The sequence below is a fragment of the Acinetobacter soli genome (assembly GCF_000760595.1).
GTDB classification, from domain to species: Bacteria; Pseudomonadota; Gammaproteobacteria; order Pseudomonadales; family Moraxellaceae; genus Acinetobacter; species Acinetobacter soli.
The window spans coordinates 125,071-149,666 of record NZ_BBNM01000002.1 but is presented as its reverse complement, the minus strand read 5'-3'; the positions used below and the strand labels follow the sequence as shown (position 1 = coordinate 149,666).

Genomic DNA, 24,596 nt, shown 5'->3' with positions numbered 1-24,596 from the left:
GATGAGTCCAAAGGACAACAGTATCATCGATATAATTGATTAACTTGCTTTAATTTTATTTGCTTCGGTTACCGCAGAAGGAAGATATAACCGAGAAACGCGTGGGAATCCAAAAAGCATGCGCAGATCGCGAATAATTTGTGCCACCACTTTACGGTTACTGACCACAATATTGGCATAGGTATGATCGCCATGCGGCTGAACCATTTCAACGCCCGTATGCGATTTACGGCATAAATAAATCAGCTCTGAAATCTGTTCGCCATCGAGTGGCATATCAATGCACAAATATGCGGTAAAGCTGACATCATCCAGATCGTCTGAAGTCCATTGCAGCGGCATAATATTTTCCGGGTGCATATGTTGTTCATGTAGCAAATTACGACAGCGCGCACGATGCACAATGAGGCCACGACGAGACAAATGCCCCTGAATTGGATCGCCTAAAATCGGATTACAGCAATGCGCATATTTGACATCGACGCCTTCTGTTCCCTGAATCAATCGGTCCGACACTTCATCGGTTTTTTGTGGCGTATCTTGAGAAAATAAGTGGTTGGCCACCAGTTGTGGCAATAGATCACCCACAGCAATCTGTTCAAAAAGCGCTTCTTTGGTTTCTACATGGCGCCATTGCAAGACACTTAACCAGTCTTTTTCCGACAAATCATGAATCGAGCGATTAAACAGCTTGAGAGCACGGTTGAGTGCTTGTTGACCCACCAAGAGTTGCTCATCGAAATCTTGATCGCGCAGCATATTTTGGATTGCACGACGTGCCTTTTGTGTATTGATAAAGCTGAGCCAGTCTGGATTCGGCGTCGCTAGTACATCGGTAATGATATCGATTACCTGTCCACTCACCAATGGGGTCGAGAGCGGGCGAATTTCACCGTCAATTTTGGCTCCGACTGCATGGTTGCCAAGAAATAAACTGGCCGAATATGCAAAATCAATCACTGTGGCACCTTGCGGTAATTCGTGCAAATGCCCGTGCGGGGTATAAACCCAAATTTTTTCCTGATGCAGATAATCAAGCAGATCGTTAAATGTGGTTTTGGCACATTCACCGTCAATTAAGGTCGTAAGATTCTGCATGGAGGCTTGAATCGCCGAGCGGCAAGCTTGCGGTGCATTCTCACCAAGTACCACGCCAAAGCGCGCTGCCTTACGCATCAGTTCAGTCTGAACGGTCAGAGAAAGCGTGGTTTGTTCACCTTTTAACTTCATCATCAGAGACTGATTTCCGCCGGGTAACGGGCGTCGAATGTGATCTTCAAAATCGACAATCTGGAAGTTTTCTTTGAGTGCTTCGACTAAACGGTCACAGTCTGCAATGCTTTGCAAGATAATTTCAAAAGCATGGCTGTGTGTGAGTTCGTGAAGGTTAATTTCATTTTTAACAAAGTGACGCAGTAATTCGATATTGTTATTTTTCTTTTTAATTCGGCCTTGAATTTGGTAGGTGTTTAATAAGTCGCTTAAATGTCGTTCCCAGTTGCTTTGATATTCACATCGTTTAGATTTGGTTTCGAGCAATGCTTCTTGCACATTGTTATACATATCTAAATCGAGATTTTGATAGCATAGCAGCTCAAGGTTATCGGCCATTTCATTCATGCCCACAATACGTGCCATGGGAACAAAAATATCGAAGGTCTCTTGGGCAATACGGGCACGTTTATCTGGACGCAGTGCATCAAGCGTGGTCATGTTGTGATAACGATCGGCAAGCTTGATGATAATCACGCGTGGATCTTGTAAGGTGGCTTGCAAGATTTTTCGAAACGATGCAGCCTTGTTGTACTGTTTATCGCTTGAATGAGTCAGCTTCGTCACACCATCGACCAGATCTGCCACTACTTTTCCAAAGCGTTCGCTAATTTCTTCTTTGGTGTAGTCGGTATCTTCAATCACATCATGCAACAACGCGGCCATGAGTGTATCGGCATCGAGACGCATATGTGCCAAAATACAACTGACGGCAATCGGGTGCACAATATAGGGCTCACCGCTTTTACGGGTAATGCCTGAATGCGCTAGATCGGCAAAATCGCAAGCAGCAAGCACATTATCGACGTCACTTGCATCCAAGTACGCTTCGATAATTAATTTAAGCTGTTGCTTGGCTTGACTGACCTCTTCACCTGGCATAAAACACCTTTTGATCGCTTGGGAGATGGATAACGATATATCTCTTAATGAAAAGCATATTGCGAAACTTGTCAATTTGTTCACAAAAAAAATCGCAAATATTTTTCTATCGTTAAGATTGGGAGAAACGATGTAAACCTACATTTGTATCAAATCTTTGCTTGAAGCGCACTAATTTAATGAGACTTATTCCTCAATTTGCGTGTTTTTTTCTCTTTTTTTGTTGGTATTTTGATCGGTTATAGTGCTGCATCGAATTATTTGCTGATTGATTGGATCGATTTAGCTTCAAAAGCACCGGATTATTTTCATTTTTGGGCTTTCATTTTTATATCAACTGGCATAAAAAAAGCGCCAAATAATGGCGCCCTTTGCTCTTGTCTTAAACTTATTGGAAAGAAAAACCTTCCAAGTTCAAGCTGTTTGCAGACAACGCAAGATCAAGAGAAGAAGTCTGATAGTCTTGCTCGCGCTGTTTTAAAATATCTTTAGTCACATGACCTTCTGCAATTTCACGAAGTGCAACAACGGTTGGTTTATCGTTGTCCCATTCTACAGTTGGCTCGATGCCTTGACGAGCAAGTTGACGCGCGCGCTTGCTTGCCACTAGTACAAGCTCAAAGCGGTTGTCTACATGGTCTAAACAATCTTCAACGGTTACGCGTGCCATATATGTTCTCGGTTAAGTAAATCTGACTAGACTGCGAAGTATAAAATGCTTTCAATTTATACTCAAGTTTATTCGTTGTTCGGTGTGATAAGTTGTTGAATGAGGTGTTGATGACGGTGTACCTGCTGATTCAGGGTCAGACGGTTGGCACTAATCACCGACTCTAGCTCATGCAAAGCCTTGTTAAAGTCATCATTAATAATGATATAGTCAAAGTTGACGTATTGCTGCATGTCTTCTACCGCGCAGCTTAAGCGATGCTCAATCACTTCTACGCTATCGGTTCCACGGTTAGATAAACGCTGACGCAGATCGAACTGACTTGGTGGCAAAATAAAAATTTGTTTGGATTCAGGAAAAAGTTTGCGAACCTGCTCTGCACCTTGCCAGTCAATTTCAAGTAAAACATCATGACCTTTGGCGAGCTGTTGTTTCACTGTGGCTTGTGAGGTACCGTAATAGTTACCAAAAACTTCTGCATATTCAATAAAGCCGTTTTGCTCAACTTGAGACAGAAAGTTTTCTTTGCTGGTAAAGTGGTAGTGAACGCCATCAAGTTCACCAGGTCTTTGGCCTCGTGTGGTGTGCGATACAGAAACGTGTAAATTGGTCACACGCTCTAAAAGCGCTTTGACGAGAGAAGTTTTGCCTGTTCCTGATGCAGCAGAAACGACAAACAATAGACCCGACATGATATTTTTCCTGATTATGATAAAATATCTTGGCTATTGTAGTGTACTACGGACCTAAACAAAATATAGTCCACTATAAAAGTTTATACCGACGTCAAATTTGAACGAAACATCTAGCGAATAATTGAGGATTCTATGGAAATTGTGTTGGCAAATCCACGTGGTTTTTGCGCAGGTGTTGACCGCGCCATAGCAATTGTAAATCGTGCACTTGAATGTTTTAATCCGCCTATTTATGTTCGCCACGAGGTGGTACATAACAAATTTGTGGTCGATGATCTGCGTCAGCGTGGTGCTATTTTTGTCGATGAACTTGATCAGGTACCTGACGACTCAATCGTCATTTTCAGTGCGCACGGTGTGTCAAAGGCCGTACAGCAAGAGGCTGAACGCCGTGGTTTGAAAGTGTTTGATGCCACTTGTCCATTGGTCACCAAAGTGCATATTGAAGTAACCAAATATGCGCGTGAAGGTACCGAAGCCATTTTAATTGGACACGAAGGCCATCCTGAAGTCGAAGGGACCATGGGCCAGTACGATAAAACCAAAGGCGGTCATATCTATCTGGTTGAAGATGAAGCGGATGTTGAAGCGCTGGCGGTTCGCCATCCAGACAAACTGGCCTTTGTTACCCAAACGACACTGTCAATTGATGATACCGCCAAAGTGATTGATGCACTGCGCAGCAAATTTCCCCAGATTCAGGGGCCGCGTAAAGATGATATCTGTTATGCCACTCAAAACCGTCAAGATGCGGTTCGTGACCTGGCCAATCGCTGCGATGTGGTCTTGGTGGTCGGATCGCCAAATTCATCTAACTCCAATCGTCTGCGTGAGTTAGCAGAGCGCATGGGCAAGGCGGCGTACTTGGTCGATAACGCGGATCAGCTTGAGCAACAATGGTTTGAGGGTGTCGATAAAATTGGTGTGACTGCCGGTGCATCTGCACCTGAAATTTTAATCAAGCAAGTGATTCAGCGCTTGCAAGATTGGGGGGCAGATGCACCTAAAGAATTAGAAGGGCGCGAAGAAAATATTACCTTTAGCTTGCCTAAAGAATTACGTATTCATGTTACCCAAGCTTAAACCTGAATTGTTTTAAAAAAGCGGATGAGTGTCACTCATCCGCTTTTTTATGCCCTTAATCTTGATTGTATGGGTTGTGTAAAAAAATAAGTTAAGCTAGACACTAGGGGGAGTGACGATATGCAAAAAATGAAAGGATTTACCCTCATTGAACTCATTATAACCATAACTGTTTTGGCAATATTGGCCACAATCGCAGTGCCATCATTTAACAGCTTGCTCAATAGGCAAAAGCTGAATGCCTCGGCGCGTGAATTAATGTCGAAATTGGTCGAGGCACGCACTCAAGCTCTGACTATTCGCCAGACCACGGGCGTATGCGTCAGCACCGTGACTAATTGTGAAAAGAATCCTCCGATTTCAAATATAGATAAGAATCACATTTTCATTGCGCAGCTCGATAAGGAAGTCACTCTTGCATCTGGTTCAGCCACACAACTGATTTTTCGTGTAGAAGGAATTCCAGTTGCGAGTAGCAAATTTTCATTACAGCGCCAAGGCGTTGCACGTTGTATCGAAGTCGGTGTAACAGGAGACACCACTTACAAAGAAGGAGCGTGCACATGAAGCTTATAGGGCCTCAACATGGTGTCGGCATGGTCGAAGTCATGGTGGCGTTGTTGCTACTGGCCATCGGTGTGCTTGGATTTACAGCGCTTCAGTTGCGTGCGGTAAGTGCCAGTATGGAAGCAGGCAATCAAGTGGCTGCGCTTAATATTGCACGAGACCTAACCGAGCGTATGCGTGCCAACCCTCAGGCCACACAATGTAAGCTGTATCACACAGAAGGTTCTATTAACAGCTCAACAAAGGCCTATACCAAAGCCTCTAACTGCGCCACAACTGTGAGTAGTCAGGCCAGTGCCCAAGCCACCAGTGATTTACAATATATTTATAACCAAACCACAAATTCAGATATAAGCGTTATTGTGAATACCTGTCCCAATGCCAGCAATGCAGGAACAAATTTGGGGCGTCAATGCATTTATGTGGCGTGGGATAAAACCGCACAAAGTTTTAGCAGTTCAGAGACATGCTACAAAAATGGTGCCACCAGTTATGAGCGCAATGCGACGTGTATTTTTCTGGAGGCCTATTAAATGACCCGATTACATCAGGCCGGATTTACACTAATTGAACTGATGGTAGCCATTACGCTGGGGCTTTTGATTACAGCGGCAGCCATTCAGCTGTACCTCACCAGTATCACCAGTTTTAATGTGCAAAAAGCCATGTCGAATATTCAAGACAGTGCCAGTTTTGGGGTGAACTATATTTTAGAAGATGTTCGTAAGGCTAATTTGAGCGCATCGTCTGCATATATCAACGATCAACAAGCAAATGCGGGATTGCTTCTGACTGCAAGTAACGTCAGTGATCAAGTGAGTGGAAAATACTTATTAACGCTTGCCGAGACGGCACTGACCAAAAGCGCAGTTGGAGACAGTAATGTCGATCAAAAAAGTGATCAGCTTACGATTCGTTATCAGGCAACGCAAAGCGATTATGACTGTACCGGCAAAACCCTTGCCGCAGGTACCTATGTGGCTCAGCGATATTTTGTTGGCAGTGACAAAGCATTGCGCTGTGTGGCCGATCAATATATGCGAAATGGAAACACGATAACCGCAGTAGATGGCAAGCCAAAAACCACACTGGATTTGTCTGGCGCGGGGCAAATTATTATTCCCTCGGTCGATTATATGCGCATTAAAGTGGGCTATGTGAAAGGCGCTTTGAATAATCCAACAGCGCTCAATTACGTGTCTGTGGCAGATTATCTCGACACCGCAAAAACACCCGCAATGACCAAAAATATTGATGGTATCTCACAGCAGATCAAGCCATACATCAATGTGATTCAAATTGGCTTACTGGTGCAGTCAAATGAAACAGCAGGCAATGATGTAAACGTTAGAAATCGTAATAAAAAGACTTTTGATGTGTTGGGGCAGTCGGTTGCATTAAACAGTACAAATCAAGATACACGATTGCGTCAGGTAGTGACCCAGACCATTTCATTAAGAAATGCCATGGGTTGGGTGGAAGAGGGGTATGTCACACAATGAAAACCAATCAACAAGGTGCAACCCTGATCGTGGTGCTGATGATTTTACTCTTGATCATGGTGGTGGGAACTTTGGCTATCCGGCAAAGTGTCAGCTCGCTCAAAATGGTTGCAAATAATCAGATTCAGGCTTTATTGCTACAAAATTCGGATGCTGCCCTGATGTATTTCCAAAACCCTGTGAATACCAGCACCTTGGCTTCTGCAAATGGTGTCGTTAATTATTTTCGTAATGTCGGTAATCTTAATCAGGAAATGGTGAGCTGCTTTAATAAGACAGCGCCGTTTGTGATGAGCAATATGGGTATGGTCAATAGTTCAGGCACGGTCGATAACCAAGCCTCATGTAAAAGTACCGATGCTGCGGGTGGGCGCACGCAGGTGGTCACACAGGTGTATATCCAAAAGGCAGCATCATCGGACAATCAGCCATTTGCTGACTATGCGCGTGGTACCGATATCACCACTGCAAAAACGGAAAGCAGTTTACGCCTACAACTGACTTCAGTTTCTGTCATGACCGGATTTTCATCTGCCGAAAATATCGATAACTGTTTGAATAAATCGGCCAGCAGTGCCATCAGTTGTTTGAGTCAGAAGCAGGTCTTGTTTAATTCACAGGTGGCCGAGTATCGCTTCTTATCTGACTTTGAGCCACCTAAGTAGGTCAAGGGAGAACAATTATGAAAAACAAGAAATCTAAAAGATTTAATCCCTTACTTGGTACCGCTACACCTCAGCATCATCGGATGCTGTGTACAGCTATGATGAGTGTTTCACTGATAATTGCATGCAACGCTCAGGCCAGTGATGTCGAGGTTTATCATCAAGGGGCACAATTTGATAAGCGTTTAATGCTGATGGTCGATCAGTCCCGCACCATGGGGGGAGCAGGAGCACTCGATTTATTAAAAGAATATCCTATTTGTGTGGGGAAAGGTGTCTCTAATATTTTAGGTTCAGGGGGTGGGCTGGGGCTGCTAGGCGATAAAGACGCGCTTGAGTTGGTTACCAATACCGTAGGTGCAGTCGATCAGGTGGCTTTACAGGGCTTACTGGGCGGAAGTCTAGATCCGCTGTTAAAGATCACCACAGAGTCACCGAGCAGTAAATACAACTATGCACGCAATTACTGTACCGTGGTCACCACAGATTTGGTGGTAAAAACACTCGATGGTTTATTAAAACCGCTGCTGGGTGCAACTGGACTAGACGCCAAAAGTTATATCGAAAATACCTGTGATTTTCAGGCCAATGTTAAACTGCTGAACAGTGTTTCTGCGGTGGGTGTCTATCGATGCTATGACAAACTTTCACGGGTCAAAAATGCCTTAACGGACGTATTGCTTGGAAATAGTAGTACCGGGCTCAAACCTTTGCCAGACAATGTCAGTGTCGGGATATCGGTCATGCCGGTTGATGTTATGACCGATGATCGTGCGGGACGTATTTTGGCGCCTGCCTGTAAGCTGTCGACCACTCGAGCCAGTGATACCAATTTCCGTTGTTTTGAAAAGACCTACACAGGGAGTGCCACCACGTATCGTAACTATCTAGTCGAAAAAATTGCAGGAAATATTCAGTCCAAAGGCGATTTTAACCTACAAAATGTATTGGTGATTGTACCGAAACTGATTGCAGCGTTGGTGGGTGATATCTTTAGTAAACTCTGGAGTATTTTGTCCGATCCACTAAAAGGCCTATCCGAGTTATTAGAATTTAAGGGCACAGCCAGCACCGTTAATGATTTGCTCAAAACTCTTGGACTCGCAGGCAATGTTCCAACCGCCAGTACCTATGCAGAGACGGGTGCCTATTTGATGGGAACCACCACCAAGGGTACTGGTGCGCGCCAAATGGCATTAGAAGTAGACATCTTGCAACTATTGGGCTTGGGACTTCTCACCAAACGTTACAATTGTGATGCTTACGGCACCAATGATGACCGTAACTGGGAAGCAGATGGTACCTGTAAGCAAAATGCTTGGAATTACAAATGGCTTGGGATTGGCTATACAAGAGACAGTAGCTGGATTGTGGTTTCAAACGATTTGGTAAGTGGCCTGTTAGGCGATAATTTGCTCACCAACATTGTAGGAGCAGTTGCCAAGATCAATAGTCGAACATTGTATTACGGTTATCACGCGCAGCAAGATTCCGAATATAGCGGCTTTAGTAATTCGGTCGATGCCAGCAAACGTTCTACTACATTTTATCGCGCACCGACAGATACACCGCAATGTAATGCTAACGGTATTATGGTGATTACTGGTGGCGTACCAAATATCACCCCAACGGTTACCGATGCACTGCTTAAGCAAGGCGCGGAAGGGCTGGGCACACAAAATGCGATTGAGCGTTTGATGGGCCGTTCACTCAATACTTCGGCCACAGACTTGTCGAAGCTCGACCTCAGTAACGTTTTTCAGTGTGATGCATCGGCAGGATTAAAATCGACCACTTTAAGTAGCCGTGATTATGCCACGTGGAGCTGCATTGGTAATTACACCAAAAAGCTACTCGATAAAAATATCACCACGGGTGTAATTGGCGTTGGGCGTGAATTTACCACGATTCCAAGCACTACAGATTCAGCCCAGCTTGAAGCATCTATGACGGGTGTAAATAATTCGCTATTGGGTCAGATTGTTCCGAATTTATTAAAGGACACCTTAAACGTATTGCTTGGTGGTACGTTGGTGAATGGTTTAACCAGTTTGCTTGGCAATGTATTTCCAACCGATGCCGAGGATGTCAAAAATCTGGCACGGTGGGGCGTACTGGGTAAAGGGGGCTGGTATAACTCAGCCAGCTCAGAAAATATTGCCAACAGTATTTATAACTTTTATGCCAATTTGGGCATTAGTAATCGGGAAACCTTTTTAGGCGTACCTGTGGTGCCAACAGATCCACTTACCCCATACAATCTTGATAACTATGTTTTTCAAAACATGTTTGTTCCCGACGACAAACAAACTTGGTTTGGGAATGTAAAAAAATATCTGGCCGATACAGGTGAAACGATTCAGACCAAAACCATCACCGATGTCTGGAGTAATAGCAACATACAATCCACCAAAACCAGTATTTTAACGGGTGGGTTTGCAGACAAATTACCTACAGCGACCAGTAGCAGTGCATCTAGCCGGCAGTTATACGTGAATCGCGCGTGTATCACGAAAGATAAAAAATATGATGTTTCCGCTTCAATTGGGCTGATTGGAAACGACTACTATACCAAGCTCTGCGAAAGTCAAAGTAAAGACCCGCGTCGTAGCGATTTGATGAACCTGCTGGGCTATCAAATTCAAACCACCAATAATCAAGAAAGTCTGATTGCCAAACCTGAATATAAAAAAGTCGGGATGGTGCTTCATTCATCGCCAATCAAAATTACCCAGTCGGCTACCATTAAAAATGATGGTTCATTGACACGTGATGATTATTTGGTATTTGGTACCGTGCAAGGGCTTTTACATGTGGTCAATGCCAGTACAGGTGTAGAAAAATTTGCATTTTTACCCAATGAGCTACTTGAAAATGCAAAGCAGCGTAAAGCCTTTACAGGTACAAATCTTGAGGGACACGACAACTTTAACAATATGCAATACGGCATTGATGCGCCGTGGACCGCCTACAGTGAATACGTGTGGAACACTAAAGATGGCAAACTTACTGTTGGTAAGTCGGCCACAGATGCAACCTGTATAAAAGACGGCGTCTCGACGGGCGCCTGCGGTAAGCAATACCTTTATGGTGGATTACGTATGGGTGGACGCAGTTATTATGCCTTGGATTTGAGCCTATGGGATGATCAAACCAAACCAAGCTTAAAATTCTATATTGATCCTGCTTCTGGCAAAGTTTATTCATCCACCACACCAGAAGGAAAAAGCTTCGATGCCATCAAGTACATGGGGCAAAGCTGGTCGAAACCAACCGTGGCATGGGTGAACTGGCAGGGCAAACGCAAATTGGTCATGTTTGTGGGTGGTGGCTACGATGCAGGTGGAACCGATGGTAATGCCAATAATGGCGGATACGAACAGGTCAGTTACGCTCAGAGCAACAAGATTGGCTCGGGTGTGTACATGTTTGATGCCGAAAATGGCGATCTGCTCTGGTGGGCCAGCAATTTGGCCACCACAGCGAATACCGGTGCCACCATGGCTCTGAAAACCAACATGCAATATAGCGTCGTCAGCCGGATCAATGCAGTAGATCGAAATAGTGATGGTCTGGTCGATCATTTGTACTTTGGTGATTTGGGCGGACAACTCTGGCGTGTCGATATTAATAACGGCAATAATCCTCAACAGTTTGCACAGGCAGCACAGCTGCTCGATCTGCAAAACAATAAACCCAGTGATTTAACTGATGCCAATTTACGTTTTTATGAAGTACCTATTTTTAGTGTGTATGGATATGGCGCCAATTCACTTGCTGTGTTGAGTATTGCAACCACTAACCGCAGTTTACCGATTAGTGATCAAAGTGCCGGGGTGGTATTTAATCTTTTCGACAACGATGTCACACAGGTGAGTTTTAGCACCCGTGATATGGCAGCAAACAATAAAAATTTAGTCGCTTATGCTCAATTGCCAAAATATGGGGAGCTGACCATGGTCAATCGCCCGCAATATGGTTGGTATGCCAAATTAAGCAACCAGCAAAAGGTGATGGATGAACCTGTGGTCATCAATAAAAACCTGTATGTGAGTATTTTTGATCCAATTGCACAAGAAGGACGTGTGGCAGATTGCTCAATTGGTGTGCAAGGTTTGAGTAGTGTCCGTCGCTTTTGTCTGCCATATGGTGTGTGCGAAAAGTCGGCTGACCTGACAACAACACTTAAACTTGGAAAAGGCATTTTACCCGTGACGATTGGCGCCGGTACCACCAGCAATGGCGTAACGACCCGACAAATCTTGGGGGGGAGTTCAACCGATCGTGACTCGACCAAAGATGTGCTCTCAAGTACCCAAACCACGCGGCGTCAAATTGTGCCATTAAAATGGTATGAACAGTACACCCCTTAAATGCAGATTGCCTCACATCTCTTTATGGGGATGTGAGCTGTCATCATCCAATCAGGAGCGCATCTATGTCGCGTAGCACGCAAGGGTTTACCTTAATTGAGCTGATGGTGGTCGTGGTCATGATTGCCATTGTTGCCACCATTGCGATTCCGAGTTATCAGGAATATGTCCGTCGCTCTAATCTGGCAGCGGCACAGCAAGAAATGCAGAAAATTGCAGCCTTGCTAGAACGACATCGTTCACGTAACTTTAGTTATTCAGGCTTTGCCTTAAAAGGAACAGCCGAGAGTAAAGGGCCTTATTACGATGTCGCGAATGCGAGCGATACCGCTTTACTATTGCCATTAAACAGTAGCAGTGGGTCGCAAAAATACAAATTAAATCTGAGTTTAGATACATCAACTAATTCCTGGACAATAGTAGCTAATAGTCAAGATCCACTAAATTATTCATTGCGCACGACAAGTAGTGGCGAGAGTTGTAAGAAAAAAGCATCTAGCATTACAAACTGTAATGAAGGTACAGAGATATGGTAGTAAGAAAAATTCATGCTGGATTTACCTTAATTGAGCTGATGATTGTGGTGGCAGTTATTGGGATTCTGACGGCAATTACCTATCCGAGTTATCAGAATTATAAAATACGAGTGAATCGCGGTGAGGTTCAGGCCGAGCTGATTCGTATGGCGCAGCAATTACAAAGTTATAAAGTGGTGAATCGGAGTTATGCCAATGCTTCACTCAGCGGTTTGGGTATTACATCGAATTTTCCGGCTACAGGAACAGCATTTTATACATTAGGATTAACGCTCGATACTGATAATCAGGGCTATGTGCTGACGGCAACACCCAATGCATCAACGATGCAGGCCGGAAATGGTATTGTATGTTTGAATCAGGATGGACAAAAGTACTGGGCCAAAGGCAGCAGCAGTTGCAGCTTGAGTAGCGCCTCGGACTGGGACGGAAAATAAATTCAAAACTATGGATAAGTCAAAATTTAATCTTTCATTCGTTTGCGATTTGACGTAGAATACTGCCCTCTATGAAAGGGGTTTGAAGTGTTGCCGATGGTCGGCGCAGGGATAATCCGTAAGAATTATAAGGCTTTTATCATGGTAGTTATTCGTCTTGCACGCGGTGGCGCAAAAAAACGTCCATTCTATCAAATCGTTGTTACGGATAGCCGTAATGCACGTGATGGTCGTTTCATCGAACGTATTGGTTTCTTCAACCCGACTGCTCAAGGTCAAGCTGAGAAACTACGTTTAGATGCTGATCGTTTTGCTCACTGGGTATCTCAAGGTGCTCAACCATCTGAGCGTGTTGCTTCTTTGGCTGCTCAAGCTAAAAAAGCTACAACTGCTGCATAATTTGTAGTAGGTAGCCCATGACACCAACACAGAATGTACCTGAAGATCGTCTTCAGATTGGACAGTTACGTTCCGCTTATGGATTAAATGGGTGGCTCTGGGTGTATTCCAATACAGAACCTATGAGCAACATGTTTGACTACCTGCCTTGGTACATTCAGACCAAAGCAGGTTGGCAAACTGTCGATGTAAAACGTTGGAAGCCACATGGCAAAGGTCTGGTTGTTTCGCTGAAAAATGTCAGTGACCGTACAGCAGCAGATAACCTTGTGGGTGCCACCATCTGGATTTCAAAATCACAACTTCCGAAAGCCGATGTAGACGAGTACTACTGGTCAGATTTAAAAGGCCTGACAGTACTGGGTCTGGATGAAGAAGAGCATGAAGTGAATTTGGGTCAAATCCATGAGTTATTTGAAACCGGTGCCAATGATGTCATGGTCGTACGTGCGACTGCGGACAGTGTGGATGCTGAAGAACGAATGATTCCATGGCATAAAGATGTGGTACAACGTGTCGATCTGCAAGCAGGTCGAATTTACGTCAATTGGGGCGTAGATTACTAAAATCGTGGGCTTAGCCACAAACGCAGTTGGAAAATATAGGAGTCTGCGATGTTTTTTGCAGTCATAACACTTTTTCCAGAAATGTTTGATGCAATTACGGCTTACGGAATTAGTGGACGCGCAACCAAGCGTCAGATTGCAAAAGTCACTTGCATCAACCCACGTGATTTTGCACAGGGTAATTACAAACGAGTGGATGAACGTCCATTTGGTGGAGGCCCTGGCATGGTAATGATGGCCGAGCCACTGGCAAAAGCAATTACCCATGCAAAAGCGCTTGCCATGCAAGCAGGCTGTCAACATGCACCTGTAGTGTACATGTCGCCACAAGGCAAAACCTTAAATGAAACCGCCGTGCAGCAGTTCGTTCATTATGATGGATTGATTGTGCTTTGCGGACGTTATGAAGGGGTCGATGAGCGACTGATTCAACACTATGTCGATCAGGAATGGTCGATTGGTGACTATGTCCTGTCAGGCGGTGAGTTGCCAGCAATGGTACTCCTCGATAGCATCATTCGGCGTTTGCCCGATGCAATGTCTGACGAACAGTCACATGTACAAGATTCTTTTGTGGATGGTTTACTCGATTGCCCACAATATACCAAGCCTGATCATTTTGAAGGGCTAGATGTACCCGAGGTACTTAAATCGGGGCATCATGCCAATATTGAAAAGTGGCGGTTTTTGCAGCGTTACCAACGTACACTTGAACGCCGACCAGAGCTGGTTGAGCACGTTGAGTTGAGTGCGCAGCAAAAAAAATGGCTAAAAGATAAGTAAGGACAGCCAAGTCAAGTGCGAGTTTGTCCTTGCACCCTACGAGAAGCCATGCTTCGAGTTACTGCTTAAACATTGTTTAAGCTGAATAATAGGCTCTTTAAGGTAATGTTGCTTTAAAGGGAAAGTTAAACAGGGTGATATGCGCTTTAGCCTCTATCCCCAGCGGCGTCAGAGACCTCTTCTCGCCCGCACATATTGGAGATTCCACAATGAGTGGTAAACATCCTTTAGTTCAAGCTGTTGAAAATGCACAGTTGAAATCTGATATCCCTGCTTTTGCTCCTGGTGACACTGTTGTTGTCCAAGTTAAAGTAAAAGAGGGTGACCGTGAGCGTCTTCAGGCATTTGAAGGTGTTGTAATCGCGAAGAAAAACCGTGGTTTAAACTCTGCATTCACAGTACGTAAAATTTCTAGCGGTGTTGGTGTTGAGCGTGTTTTCCAAACTCACTCACCAGTTGTTGCTAAAATTGAAGTGAAACGTCGTGGTGACGTACGTCGTGCTAAACTTTACTACCTACGCGAGTTGTCTGGTAAAGCTGCACGTATTCGTGAAAAATTGCCAGCACGCAAACAAGGTTAATCTTAACGTTGTATGCTTGCAAAAAAATGCGCCCATTGGGCGCATTTTTTATGTTTGAAATTTAATTTATAAGCCTTGCAGTTTAAGACGGTTGGCATGTTGACGGAAAATCGATACCGGATCTTGAGCAAAGACCGAGCGAAGCCCAAGTACCTGATTCACTTCATCGAGATGATTCAACACGTAATTGTCGCGTATGACTGTACCAATATGGCTACTACAGGCCGGTACTAGGCCATCATTATTCTGGCCACTAAACACACTGGTAAGGCCAAGTAGATAATCGGTTGGATCAACAGGGTTGGTTAAAACACTGGCGCCACTCCATGAATAATATTGAATACCATTGACCTTGGCTGCGCCCTGTCCGCAAGCTGTTGTGGGTACACCAGCAGAAAAAGTCGCATTAAACTTATTGGCGCCTTCGGTCGAGAGGCTATAGGCTGCGCCGAGTGAATCCATCGGATACTGGCGTGGATCGTCGAGTTGACCAATGGTAATGAGGTTGGTGGCTGCATTGACCAGTGTCGCAATCGGTGCTTCAAGTAACGTTCCACCCAAGGATTTATAAATTAAATCGGCCAGAGGTGCCCCTTTTGCAGGCCCGCCCACAGTAGACACCGAAGCGACTCGATCCGGCAGTACCCCTGCCACATAGCGAACCGATTGTGAACCATGGCTATGGCCAATCAGATTGACCTTTTGTGCACCGGTAATGGCTAAAATATCTTGTACTTCGGCCAGTAACTGTTCACCACGAACTTCGGAGGTATTGGCAGCAGATTGGCGCGTGGCCCAGACATTTGCCCCGTTTTTGGCTAAATCCTGCGGAATCTGATACCAATAATCCAGACCAAAGGCTTCTGTACCCAGTTTATTAAAACCAAATAAGCCATGTGCAAGTACAATTGGATACTTGGTCTGGGCATAGCTTGAAATGACAAAGGATGTCTTGGCATTTTGAATAGGTGCAGAACTGGCTAAAACAGGCTGAGCCAATACCATTAGAATACCACTGAGTAATAATTTAACTTTCATTGAAATGTTCCCTGCATTTATTTTTTCTGGATTTGAATCTGCTAATGATGTTCAAATCGGATGTTATGTCCTTGTTAACAAAAATCATTTTTAGTGTGGCTCAACTCCTTTTGTTTAGATGATCAAATTGTGAATTATTCTGTAAGTGGCAAGCGCTGACCACGATCTTTCGCGGCTTCAAAGGTTTGAATACGCACTTGATCTTGCTGGCGACTAAAAGTGGAATTACGAAGTGATTCGATGGCTTTTTGCTTGGCGCTGTCACTCATGGAGCTGTCTAAAATGCTTTGACGCGCATCAAGATATTGGGTCACGGTGGCTTTCCACGCTGTACGCTGTGTATCGAGATTTTCTAAACGAGTAGTGGCTTCGGGGCCAACCAGTTGGGTTCGCATATCGTGTAATTCTTGTGCTGAGCCACCTTTACGTTTTATGGAGGCGGTTAGCTGACGTAAATCATCGAGTGTTGAAAGCTGTTCCAGATTGGCTTTCCAGTCTGTAGGTAACTGATCAAACAGTGCCCGCAGTTGCTTGGCCTTTTCTACATCGCTCAGTGCATTGTTATTTAAAATGCGCATACGATTAAGCGTGTACTGATTGTAAAGATCTTCTGAGCCAAATAAGCCTTCAATCTCGGGGGCAGAAAAGAAACGCTGCCGAAGTGCCATGCGTGATGCAAAAACACTTTGGAAGTAAGCCAGCTCATTTTTAGGGCCAGCGGGTTCAGGTAGGGTGCCCAGAGCCTCCCGATATTTTAAGTAGCGTTGCCACAGATCCGTGGTCTGGCTTAAAGCAGGATCGGTTAAACTCGCGGCGAGGTAGGCTTTAAAATCCTGATCAATTTGGGCTATGGATTTTTCACCATATTGTGTTAGGAAATATTCAAAGCAATTGCGCGTTTGCTCATTGACCACCAACCGATTCGATCCATCACGTTTGAGCTGACAATTGATCTCGGTATCGCGTTGGCTGGTGCTGCTAAAGGGCATTGTAGTGTTGGCAGTATTTTGTGCAGAAGGATGCACAGCACTTGCTGCCGACAATTGCGTTGCAGTCACATCACTGCGCTGTGCCGATGAAGCTGCAGGCCTTAACCACATCACCAGTAAGGTCACCAAGACCACCAAACCGAGGACACCTGTCCAGATATAAATTTTTTTCGATCCTTGCATACAACATTCCAAACCGCACTTATTTTTATTCGATGATGATGTCAATCAATCTCACTAAAAAAATAGCATATCTCTGGCGAAATAATTAAAAAACGGATGAACGGATTTGATACCATGGCGGCTGATTTTATTGACACACAGTACGATTATGACCGCAGATTCTCGTAAGCCATCCAAACGTCCCATTAGTGGAGTATTTTTACTGAACAAACCGCTAGGTCTAAGTTCAAATGGTGTCTTGCAGAAAGTTCGCTGGCTATTTCGTGCACAAAAAGCCGGGCATACGGGCGCGCTTGATCCGCTTGCTACCGGACTCTTACCGATTTGTTTAGGTGAAGCGACCAAGTTTTCGCATTATTTACTCGATTCAACCAAGCGCTATCAAACCGTGGTCAAGTTGGGTCAAACCACCACGACAGGTGATGTTGAGGGTGACATTGTCCAGACTCGCCCTGTACCTGTATTGACACGTGACCTCATCGAAACGGTATTGGCGCAGTTTCGCGGTGAGATTCAGCAGATTCCCCCAATGTATTCGGCGCTCAAGCGTGACGGTCGTCCCTTGTATGAGCTAGCGCGTAAAGGGGTCGAAATTGAACGTGAAGCACGACTGATCACGATTTATGATTTAAGCTTGATCGATTTTAATGCCGATAGTCTCACGCTGGATGTGACTTGTTCCAAAGGTACTTATATTCGTGTATTGGGTGAAGACATTGGCGAAGCACTCGGTTGTGGTGGGCATTTAAAAGCATTACACCGGACTCAGACTGGCCATTTTGATTTAATTCCAGAATACACGCTTGAATATTTAGAACAGCTCAATGAATCTGAGCGTGATGTGCTATTATTGCCGCCCTATGCACCAGTTGAATATTTACCAAAGGTTCAAATTCCGGACGGTCGCCTGAAATTTTTCTGCAACGGGCAAGAAAGCAATATCGATCATGATGCAGCGTCAGAAGTATTGGTGTTTGATGGCGAACGATGTCTAGGACTCGCTGAAATTACAGATAAAAAAAGATTGGTGCCGAAACGTATTTTAAATTTATAAGGCATAACCTCAGATGGAAATTGAAGTTCTACTCAGCTTAATCTTTTTTGCGTTTTGTGCAGGTGCAATCGATGCGGCTGTTGGGGGAGGTGGGTTGATTCAGATTCCCGCCATCATGAGCACATTTCCGCAAATGCCGCCCGCAACGGTGATTGGTACCAATAAATTATCATCGATTTTTGGTACAGCATCAGCAGCCTATACCTTTGTTCGCAAGGTCAAACTTCAATGGAAATTACTGGCAGTGATTGCCGTATGTGCATTGATCAGTTCGTTTCTGGGCGCTGCTTGTTTGTCCTTGATTCCACAATCGTTTCTACGACCATTTGTGTTTGTAATGCTGATCGTGATTGCAGTGTATACCTTACTCAAGAAAAATTTTGGGCAGGTACATTCTGAAATCTCGATTACCCCTAAACTCCTGGTGCTTGCAGCAATTGGCAGTTTACTGATCGGCTTTTATGACGGTATTTTTGGCCCAGGAACGGGCAGTTTCTTCATCTTCTTTTTTATTCGTTTTCTAAATGTTGATTTTTTACATGCCTCTGCCTTGTCTAAAATTGGTAATTTTATGACCAATCTGGCAGCACTGAGCTTTTTGGCACCCACAGGTCATGTCATTTTCCAGATTGGTCTGATGATGGCCGTTGCCAACGTGATTGGTTCGGTGGTCGGTGTTCGTGTGGCCTTGAAATATGGCAGTGGCTTTGTCCGGATTATCTTTTTAATTCTGGTATCTGTCTTGATTTGCCGTATTGGTTATCAAATGTTTGTGACAGGATAAATTCGGCTACAACGTTTTTGATACACAGCACTGACACGAAGTATTCAATTTAATTTCAAAATTCGACATACACTCTAAGAGCAACTTGATGCGCAGGTTGCTCTTTTTTTTCTTGTTTAGCCAAAATTATAAATAGCCAGAATAGGAAATATGACATGAATATTTTTGAAGCCTTACGTGAGAGCCACGACCAACAGCGTCACTTGTCTGAACAACTGGTTCAAACCAGTGGGGATAGCGATGAGCGCCAACAACTGTTTGATGCACTGAAAAATGAACTGTATGCACACTCGGTGGCAGAAGACCGCTATTTGTATATTCCACTAATGTTTAACGATACCGGTCTGGATATTACACGCCATGCTCTGGCCGAGCACCACGAAATGGATGAAATGGTCGAGGAGTTAGAACAAACCGATATGAGCAGTCCAAGCTGGATTGCAACGGCGAAAAAACTGGCCGACAAAGTACATCATCATTTAAAAGAAGAAGAACACAAGTTTTTTCAGCAGGCCGGTAAAATTCTCGACGATGCTGAAAAAGAGAAACTGGGCAAGCAATATTTGAACGAGTATGCCAAGTACAAAAAAACAGCGTCTGTGTAACCTGTCTACTTGATCTGTGACTGTGCGATCTTGCACTATTTAGGTAGCAAGATCGACTTTCTTTTTAAAGGTTACGCCAATCGAGGCCAGAATGACACAGCCCAATGCCAGCCACTGCAATGCGGTAATTTGCTCATGTAACAAGATCAGTCCAGCCAGTGCTGCCAATGCCGGTGACAGGCTCGATAAAGTGCCATAGCTGAGCTTGGTTAAGCGCTGAAGTGCAAACAGATCTAAAGCATAGGGAATAACAGTTGCCAGTACTGCAATTAACAGTGCTTTAGGCCAAAATGCTGGCTGAAGCAGATGTTGTGGCTGATGTATGAGCCCCACGGGAAGTAGCACTACAGCAGAGAGGGTAATGGCAATGGTTAAGGCGTGCATACCAATATTTTGCCGAACCACTTTATGACCAAAATAAATATAAAATGCCCAGCACAGCCCCGCACTCAAAGCAAAAACTGCACCTAACAATGAAAAATTGGCCTGTGCTGCATCTTGCCAAGGTACCATCAGGGCAATCCCTAAAATTGCAAACAAAACCCAGATCGAATCACTACGCTGCTGGATCGACAGCAAGGCCAAACCCAGTGGCCCAATAAACTCAAGCCCCACCGCAATACCCTGCGGCAATTTGCCCAGCGACATATAAAACAGGACGTTCATTAAGGCCAGTGCTGCGCTATAACACAGTAAATCGCGCCAAGCGAGTACTGGCAGCTTACGCAAGATTTTCCATGAGCGAAACATGATAAACACCAGAATCGATGCGAAACATAAACGCAAAATGGTCACACTCAAAGGATCAAGTACGGCAATCAGCTGTTTGGCAAATGAGGCACTGATTTGATAACACGTCATGGATAGCAGCATTGCAATCACGGCGATCAGCGTTGAATTGGGCATAAAGAGATCCAGTTTAAATGATTTAATCCTGCATTTTTCGGGCACGTTGAGTGGTGAGGGTGCAACCTACCGACGCCGTGATAATGGTCGCCAAGGCCAACCACTGATTCCAAAGCAGTATTTCACCCAGAAAAATAAATCCCGAAAATGCGGCAACTGCAGGTTCGAGGCTCATTAAAGTTCCAAAGCTTAATGGCGTTAAGCGCTTCAAGGCCAGCATTTCCAGTGAAAAGGGTAAAGCGCTGGCCAAGATGGCCAGAATAATAAATAGAAAAAGATTTGGAAACTCAAACACCTGACCAATATTTCCGCTGAGCAAGGCAAAGGGCAATAAAATCAGTGCGCCAACCGTCATTCCCAAAAATACAGTATGATTTCCCGAAACACCTGAAGGTTTTTGGCCCGCAATAATATATAACGCCCAACAGGCGCCAGCCGCGAGTGCCAGTACAATGCCCAAGCTGTCTAAGCCATGCTGTGCTTGACCAAAAGGAAACAGCAAAATCAGGCCCAAAATGGCACACCCCACCCAGAGCAGATCGTATCTTTGCCGTGCGTAAAACAGAGCCACGCTTAATGGTCCAATAAACTCAAAAGCCACCGCAATACCTAGTGGTAGGCGCTGGAGTGACAAATAAAACAGCGCATTCATTCCGGCCAGTGCTATGCCATAACTGATAATTGCCCGCCAGCGAATTTGCCCCCAGTTGATGGTCCATGCTTTAAAAATAACCGATAAAATAAGCGCCCCGAAGCATAAACGCATTGCAGAAACGGTCAGTGCTGGATACTGTGCAAACAGCATTTTGGCCAACGAGCCACTACTTTGCACACTAATCATCGCAATCAAGAGGATCAAGAGTGCGTGTAGATGAGATTTGGAATCAGATAAAGACATTTTTAATGTTTGGTATATTTTTGCTGATCATAATCGATCTACACGTAAAAAAGCCACAGGCTGTGCTGTGGCTTTTCAAAACATACAGGCTTAGAACAAGACGCGAACGCGAATTGTGCCTTCAACCTGATTGAGCATGTCTAGGGCTTCTTGAGACGCCGATGCATCGACATCCATAATGAGATAGCCAATGTCACCCTTGGTCATCAGGCTTTGGCCTGAAATATTGACATTTTGCTCTGCAAACAGGTTATTGATTTTAGACAACACACCCGGCACGTTTTTATGGATATGTAATAAACGATGTTTGCCTTCAGTCAGTGGCAATGCGATTTCCGGGAAGTTCACCGCAGAAAGCGTCATACCTTTGTCTGAATACGCAACAAACTTTTCAGATACTTCAAGTCCGATGTTCGCTTGCGCTTCCATGGTTGAACCACCCACGTGCGGTGTCAAGATGACGTTGTCTAGACCACGCAGGGCAGATACGAATTCTTCACCGTTTGCTTTTGGCTCTTTCGGGAATACGTCAACAGCTGCACCCGCAAGGTGACCAGATTTTAGCGCATCGGCTAAATCTTCGATGATCACACACGTACCACGTGCCGCATTTAAGAAGATTGCGCCTTCTTTCATTTTGGCAAACTGTTCTTTCTTGAAGAAGTTACGTGTAGACGGTACATCAGGAACATGTAAGGTCACTACATCCGCAGTGGCCAGAAGTTCGTCGAGTGAACCGACTTGACGCGCGTTCCCCATTGGAAGTTTGGTTACTGCATCGTAATAAATCACGTGCATACCCAGACTTTCAGCCAATACTGAAAGCTGAGAACCGATGGAGCCATAACCAACAATACCTAATGTTTTGCCGCGTGTTTCATACGAACCCACTGCAGATTTGTCCCAACCACCGCGGTGACAGACTGCCGACTTTTCAGGGACACGACGCAAAAGAAGGATTAATTCCGCAAGCACCAGTTCAGCCACTGAACGGGTATTGGAATAAGGCGCGTTAAATACAGGAATACCACGTGCCATTGCTGCTTTTAAATCTACCTGATTGGTTCCGATACAGAAACAACCCACTGCGATGAGCTTGTTCGCAGCTGCAAAGACATCTTCGGTTAATTGAGTACGGGAACGAATACCAATAAAGTGAGCATCTTTAATGGCGTCTTTTAACGCATCGCCATCCAGTGCTGTTTTACGATAATCGATATTGGTATAACCCGCTGCATGAAGCGTGTCGACGGCGTTTTGATGAACGCCTTCTAACAACAAGAAACGAATTTTGTCTTTAGGTAGTGATAGATGTTGGCTCATTACGGCTCCGCTACAAAGGCCAAATTTAGTCGCGGTATCATATCACAGAGTCATGCAAGTTGTTCATTTCTTATATACCGACTTGTCATCGGAAAGCGTGTATTTGCAGGGGAAATGCCGCGCCATCATGCCCCGAAGCGGTGCGTTTTATAGATTTATTCGTGTTTTCTTACAAGTTTTAAAAGCGAATATGCATTATGCGTGCGTATACGCTTTATCCGCTCGGCGCTTACATGTAAAATAAATAGACTGCTTGGCTCTCAGACTTGAGATGCTTAAGAGGCCTTGCCCGTATTGCGCTTGTGCCGTGATGCGATGGTCTCTTCCCACCTGTTACTTCTTGCTAGGTCTGCAAACGATGAACGCTCCAGTCGCTTTAACACCTGAGTTACTCACCCAATTAACGGCAATTGTCGGTGAAAACCGCATTAAAACAGATGCCGATAGCCTTGAAAATTGGGGGCGGGACTATACAAAGCATTTTGATCCGAATCCATCCATCATCGTATTTCCGTCGACTACGGAAGAAGTTCAAGCTGTGGTTCAGCTTGCCAACCGCTTTAATGTTGCGATTACGCCATCTGGCGGACGTACCGGACTTTCAGCAGGTGCTGTGGCAGCCAACGGTGAAATTGTCATCAGTATGGACAAAATGAACCAGATCCTTGAGTTTTATCCTGCAGACCGTATGGTGCGTGTGCAGGCAGGTGTGGTGACCGAACAGTTGCAAAACTATGCCGAAGAACAAGGCATGTATTATCCGGTCGATTTTGCCTCTGCGGGTTCAAGTCAGATTGGCGGTAATATTGGCACCAATGCCGGCGGTATTAAAGTAATTAAATACGGCATGACCCGTAACTGGGTGCTCGGTTTAACCGTGGTCACCGGTAAGGGCGATGTTTTACGTCTGAATAAAGGCATGATCAAAAATGCGACGGGCTATGCCTTACAGCATTTGTTTATTGGTGGTGAAGGCACCTTAGGCCTGATCACAGAAGCGGAAATCAAACTCGAGCGTCAACCGCACAACTTACAGGTGATGGTACTGGGCGTACCAGATTTTGATGCGGTCATGCCAGTTTTACATGCATTTCAAAAAGCAATTGACCTGACTGCATTTGAGTTCTTTGGCGAATTGGCCATGCAAAAAGTGCTCGATCACGGACATGTCCAGCGTCCGTTTGAAACCCAATGCCCATTTTATGTGTTGCTTGAATTTGAAGCGCCGTATGAGCCTATCATGGACAAGGCGATGGAAATTTTTGAACACTGCATGGAACAAGGCTGGGTATACGATGGTGTAATGAGCCAGACACTGGATCAGGCAGCCAATCTATGGCGTTTGCGTGAGGATATTTCAGAATCGATTGCACCGTTTATTCCGTATAAAAACGATATCTCGGTGTTGATTACTCATGTACCGGCGTTTATTCGTGAAATTGATGCCATTGTACAAGAAAACTATCCGGACTTTGAGATCTGCTGGTTTGGTCACATCGGTGACGGCAACCTGCACTTGAATATTTTAAAACCTGAAAACTTAAGCAAAGACGAATTTTTTGCAAAATGTCAGGTGGTCAATAAGTACGTATTTGATACGGTTAAAAAATACGATGGCTCGATTTCTGCCGAGCATGGTGTGGGCATGACCAAAAAGCCGTATCTGGAGTACTCACGTTCTGCCGAAGAAATCGAATACATGAAAGCACTGAAAAAAGTATTTGATCCAAAAGGTATTATGAATCCGGGTAAACTCTTTGATTTATAAGCAGAATCACGCTGTGTGACTACATAGTTACCACATT

24 protein-coding genes are annotated in these 24,596 nt (G+C 44.7%); 16 read left to right on the top strand and 8 right to left on the bottom strand.

All coding sequences use genetic code 11. The annotated features are described in order from the left end of the window. Positions 1-39 precede the first annotated feature (39 nt). The 3 genes from Aso01_RS03145 to gmk form a co-directional block, all read right to left on the bottom strand. Entirely contained in the window at positions 40-2,154 is a 2,115-nt protein-coding gene (locus tag Aso01_RS03145) for a RelA/SpoT family protein (RefSeq protein WP_004934280.1), read from the bottom strand. A 388-nt stretch (positions 2,155-2,542) separates the two neighbouring features. Beyond that, positions 2,543-2,824 carry a DNA-directed RNA polymerase subunit omega gene (rpoZ, locus tag Aso01_RS03140; RefSeq protein ID WP_004934284.1) on the bottom strand — a complete coding sequence of 94 codons (282 nt, stop codon included), beginning with the start codon at positions 2,822-2,824 and terminating at the stop codon, positions 2,543-2,545. Positions 2,825-2,892: 68 nt separating this feature from the next. Further along, positions 2,893-3,516: a guanylate kinase gene (gmk, locus tag Aso01_RS03135; protein ID WP_004934286.1), complete on the bottom strand. Its 624-nt coding sequence runs from the start codon at positions 3,514-3,516 to the stop codon at positions 2,893-2,895. A 135-nt stretch (positions 3,517-3,651) separates the two neighbouring features. On the opposite strand from gmk, the gene ispH reads away from it, so the two are divergent. From ispH to rplS, 12 genes are all read left to right on the top strand, one after another. Next, on the top strand, positions 3,652-4,602 hold the full coding sequence (gene ispH / locus Aso01_RS03130; protein WP_004934289.1) for a 4-hydroxy-3-methylbut-2-enyl diphosphate reductase: 951 nt from the start codon (positions 3,652-3,654) through the stop codon (positions 4,600-4,602). Between the two features lie 120 nt (positions 4,603-4,722). Then, positions 4,723-5,169 carry a GspH/FimT family pseudopilin gene (locus tag Aso01_RS03125; protein WP_004934293.1) on the top strand — a complete coding sequence of 149 codons (447 nt, stop codon included), beginning with the start codon at positions 4,723-4,725 and terminating at the stop codon, positions 5,167-5,169. Continuing rightward, positions 5,166-5,702, top strand: coding sequence for a type IV pilus modification protein PilV (pilV, locus tag Aso01_RS03120; protein ID WP_004934294.1), 537 nt, complete (start codon positions 5,166-5,168; stop codon positions 5,700-5,702). Before Aso01_RS03125 ends, pilV begins: the two co-directional genes overlap by 4 nt. After that, positions 5,703-6,671: a PilW family protein gene (locus Aso01_RS03115; RefSeq protein WP_004934300.1), complete on the top strand. Its 969-nt coding sequence runs from the start codon at positions 5,703-5,705 to the stop codon at positions 6,669-6,671. After that, complete coding sequence (locus Aso01_RS03110; RefSeq protein ID WP_004934303.1) at positions 6,668-7,336, top strand: PilX N-terminal domain-containing pilus assembly protein; 669 nt, start codon at positions 6,668-6,670, stop codon at positions 7,334-7,336. The genes Aso01_RS03115 and Aso01_RS03110 overlap by 4 nt, the downstream gene beginning before the upstream one ends. Before the next feature lie 17 nt (positions 7,337-7,353). Next, the gene (locus Aso01_RS03105) at positions 7,354-11,709 is read left to right on the top strand and encodes a PilC/PilY family type IV pilus protein (RefSeq protein WP_004934306.1); all 4,356 of its coding nucleotides are present in this window, start codon (positions 7,354-7,356) and stop codon (positions 11,707-11,709) included. 65 nt (positions 11,710-11,774) lie between these two features. Beyond that, a complete protein-coding gene (locus Aso01_RS03100) occupies positions 11,775-12,245 on the top strand; it encodes a type IV pilin protein (protein ID WP_004934308.1) in 471 nt (156 codons plus the stop codon). Then, complete coding sequence (locus tag Aso01_RS03095) at positions 12,239-12,682, top strand: type IV pilin protein (RefSeq protein WP_004934311.1); 444 nt, start codon at positions 12,239-12,241, stop codon at positions 12,680-12,682. Before Aso01_RS03100 ends, Aso01_RS03095 begins: the two co-directional genes overlap by 7 nt. Before the next feature lie 141 nt (positions 12,683-12,823). Continuing rightward, positions 12,824-13,081, top strand: a complete 258-nt coding sequence (rpsP, locus tag Aso01_RS03090) for a 30S ribosomal protein S16 (RefSeq protein ID WP_004934313.1) — start codon at positions 12,824-12,826, stop codon at positions 13,079-13,081. A gap of 17 nt (positions 13,082-13,098) precedes the next feature. Then, positions 13,099-13,647 (top strand): ribosome maturation factor RimM, encoded by a 549-nt coding sequence (gene rimM / locus Aso01_RS03085; protein ID WP_004934317.1) that lies wholly within the window; start codon positions 13,099-13,101, stop codon positions 13,645-13,647. A gap of 48 nt (positions 13,648-13,695) precedes the next feature. Beyond that, complete coding sequence (gene trmD / locus Aso01_RS03080) at positions 13,696-14,430, top strand: tRNA (guanosine(37)-N1)-methyltransferase TrmD (RefSeq protein WP_004934319.1); 735 nt, start codon at positions 13,696-13,698, stop codon at positions 14,428-14,430. A 209-nt stretch (positions 14,431-14,639) separates the two neighbouring features. After that, the gene (rplS, locus tag Aso01_RS03075) at positions 14,640-15,011 is read left to right on the top strand and encodes a 50S ribosomal protein L19 (protein ID WP_004934323.1); all 372 of its coding nucleotides are present in this window, start codon (positions 14,640-14,642) and stop codon (positions 15,009-15,011) included. 66 nt (positions 15,012-15,077) lie between these two features. Here the strand turns inward: rplS and Aso01_RS03070 are convergent, their stop codons facing one another. After that, the gene (locus Aso01_RS03070) at positions 15,078-16,049 is read right to left on the bottom strand and encodes a lipase family alpha/beta hydrolase (RefSeq protein ID WP_004934328.1); all 972 of its coding nucleotides are present in this window, start codon (positions 16,047-16,049) and stop codon (positions 15,078-15,080) included. 134 nt (positions 16,050-16,183) lie between these two features. Beyond that, entirely contained in the window at positions 16,184-17,221 is a 1,038-nt protein-coding gene (locus tag Aso01_RS03065; RefSeq protein WP_004934331.1) for a lipase secretion chaperone, read from the bottom strand. A gap of 148 nt (positions 17,222-17,369) precedes the next feature. On the opposite strand from Aso01_RS03065, the gene truB reads away from it, so the two are divergent. From truB to Aso01_RS03050, 3 genes are all read left to right on the top strand, one after another. Next, positions 17,370-18,275 (top strand): tRNA pseudouridine(55) synthase TruB, encoded by a 906-nt coding sequence (gene truB / locus Aso01_RS03060; RefSeq protein ID WP_004934336.1) that lies wholly within the window; start codon positions 17,370-17,372, stop codon positions 18,273-18,275. A gap of 13 nt (positions 18,276-18,288) precedes the next feature. Beyond that, a complete protein-coding gene (locus Aso01_RS03055) occupies positions 18,289-19,059 on the top strand; it encodes a sulfite exporter TauE/SafE family protein (RefSeq protein ID WP_004934338.1) in 771 nt (256 codons plus the stop codon). Positions 19,060-19,214: 155 nt separating this feature from the next. Beyond that, positions 19,215-19,664 carry a hemerythrin domain-containing protein gene (locus Aso01_RS03050; RefSeq protein WP_004934341.1) on the top strand — a complete coding sequence of 150 codons (450 nt, stop codon included), beginning with the start codon at positions 19,215-19,217 and terminating at the stop codon, positions 19,662-19,664. Between the two features lie 39 nt (positions 19,665-19,703). Here the strand turns inward: Aso01_RS03050 and Aso01_RS03045 are convergent, their stop codons facing one another. The 3 genes from Aso01_RS03045 to serA form a co-directional block, all read right to left on the bottom strand. After that, positions 19,704-20,570 (bottom strand): EamA family transporter, encoded by an 867-nt coding sequence (locus Aso01_RS03045; RefSeq protein ID WP_004934342.1) that lies wholly within the window; start codon positions 20,568-20,570, stop codon positions 19,704-19,706. Positions 20,571-20,592: 22 nt separating this feature from the next. Next, positions 20,593-21,468 (bottom strand): EamA family transporter, encoded by an 876-nt coding sequence (locus tag Aso01_RS03040; RefSeq protein ID WP_004934344.1) that lies wholly within the window; start codon positions 21,466-21,468, stop codon positions 20,593-20,595. Positions 21,469-21,558: 90 nt separating this feature from the next. Next, positions 21,559-22,791 (bottom strand): phosphoglycerate dehydrogenase, encoded by a 1,233-nt coding sequence (gene serA, locus Aso01_RS03035; RefSeq protein WP_004934348.1) that lies wholly within the window; start codon positions 22,789-22,791, stop codon positions 21,559-21,561. A 358-nt stretch (positions 22,792-23,149) separates the two neighbouring features. Here serA and Aso01_RS03030 point away from each other — a divergent pair, with 358 nt between their 5' ends. Next, positions 23,150-24,559, top strand: coding sequence for a D-2-hydroxyglutarate dehydrogenase (locus Aso01_RS03030; RefSeq protein WP_004934350.1), 1,410 nt, complete (start codon positions 23,150-23,152; stop codon positions 24,557-24,559). Positions 24,560-24,596 lie beyond the last annotated feature (37 nt).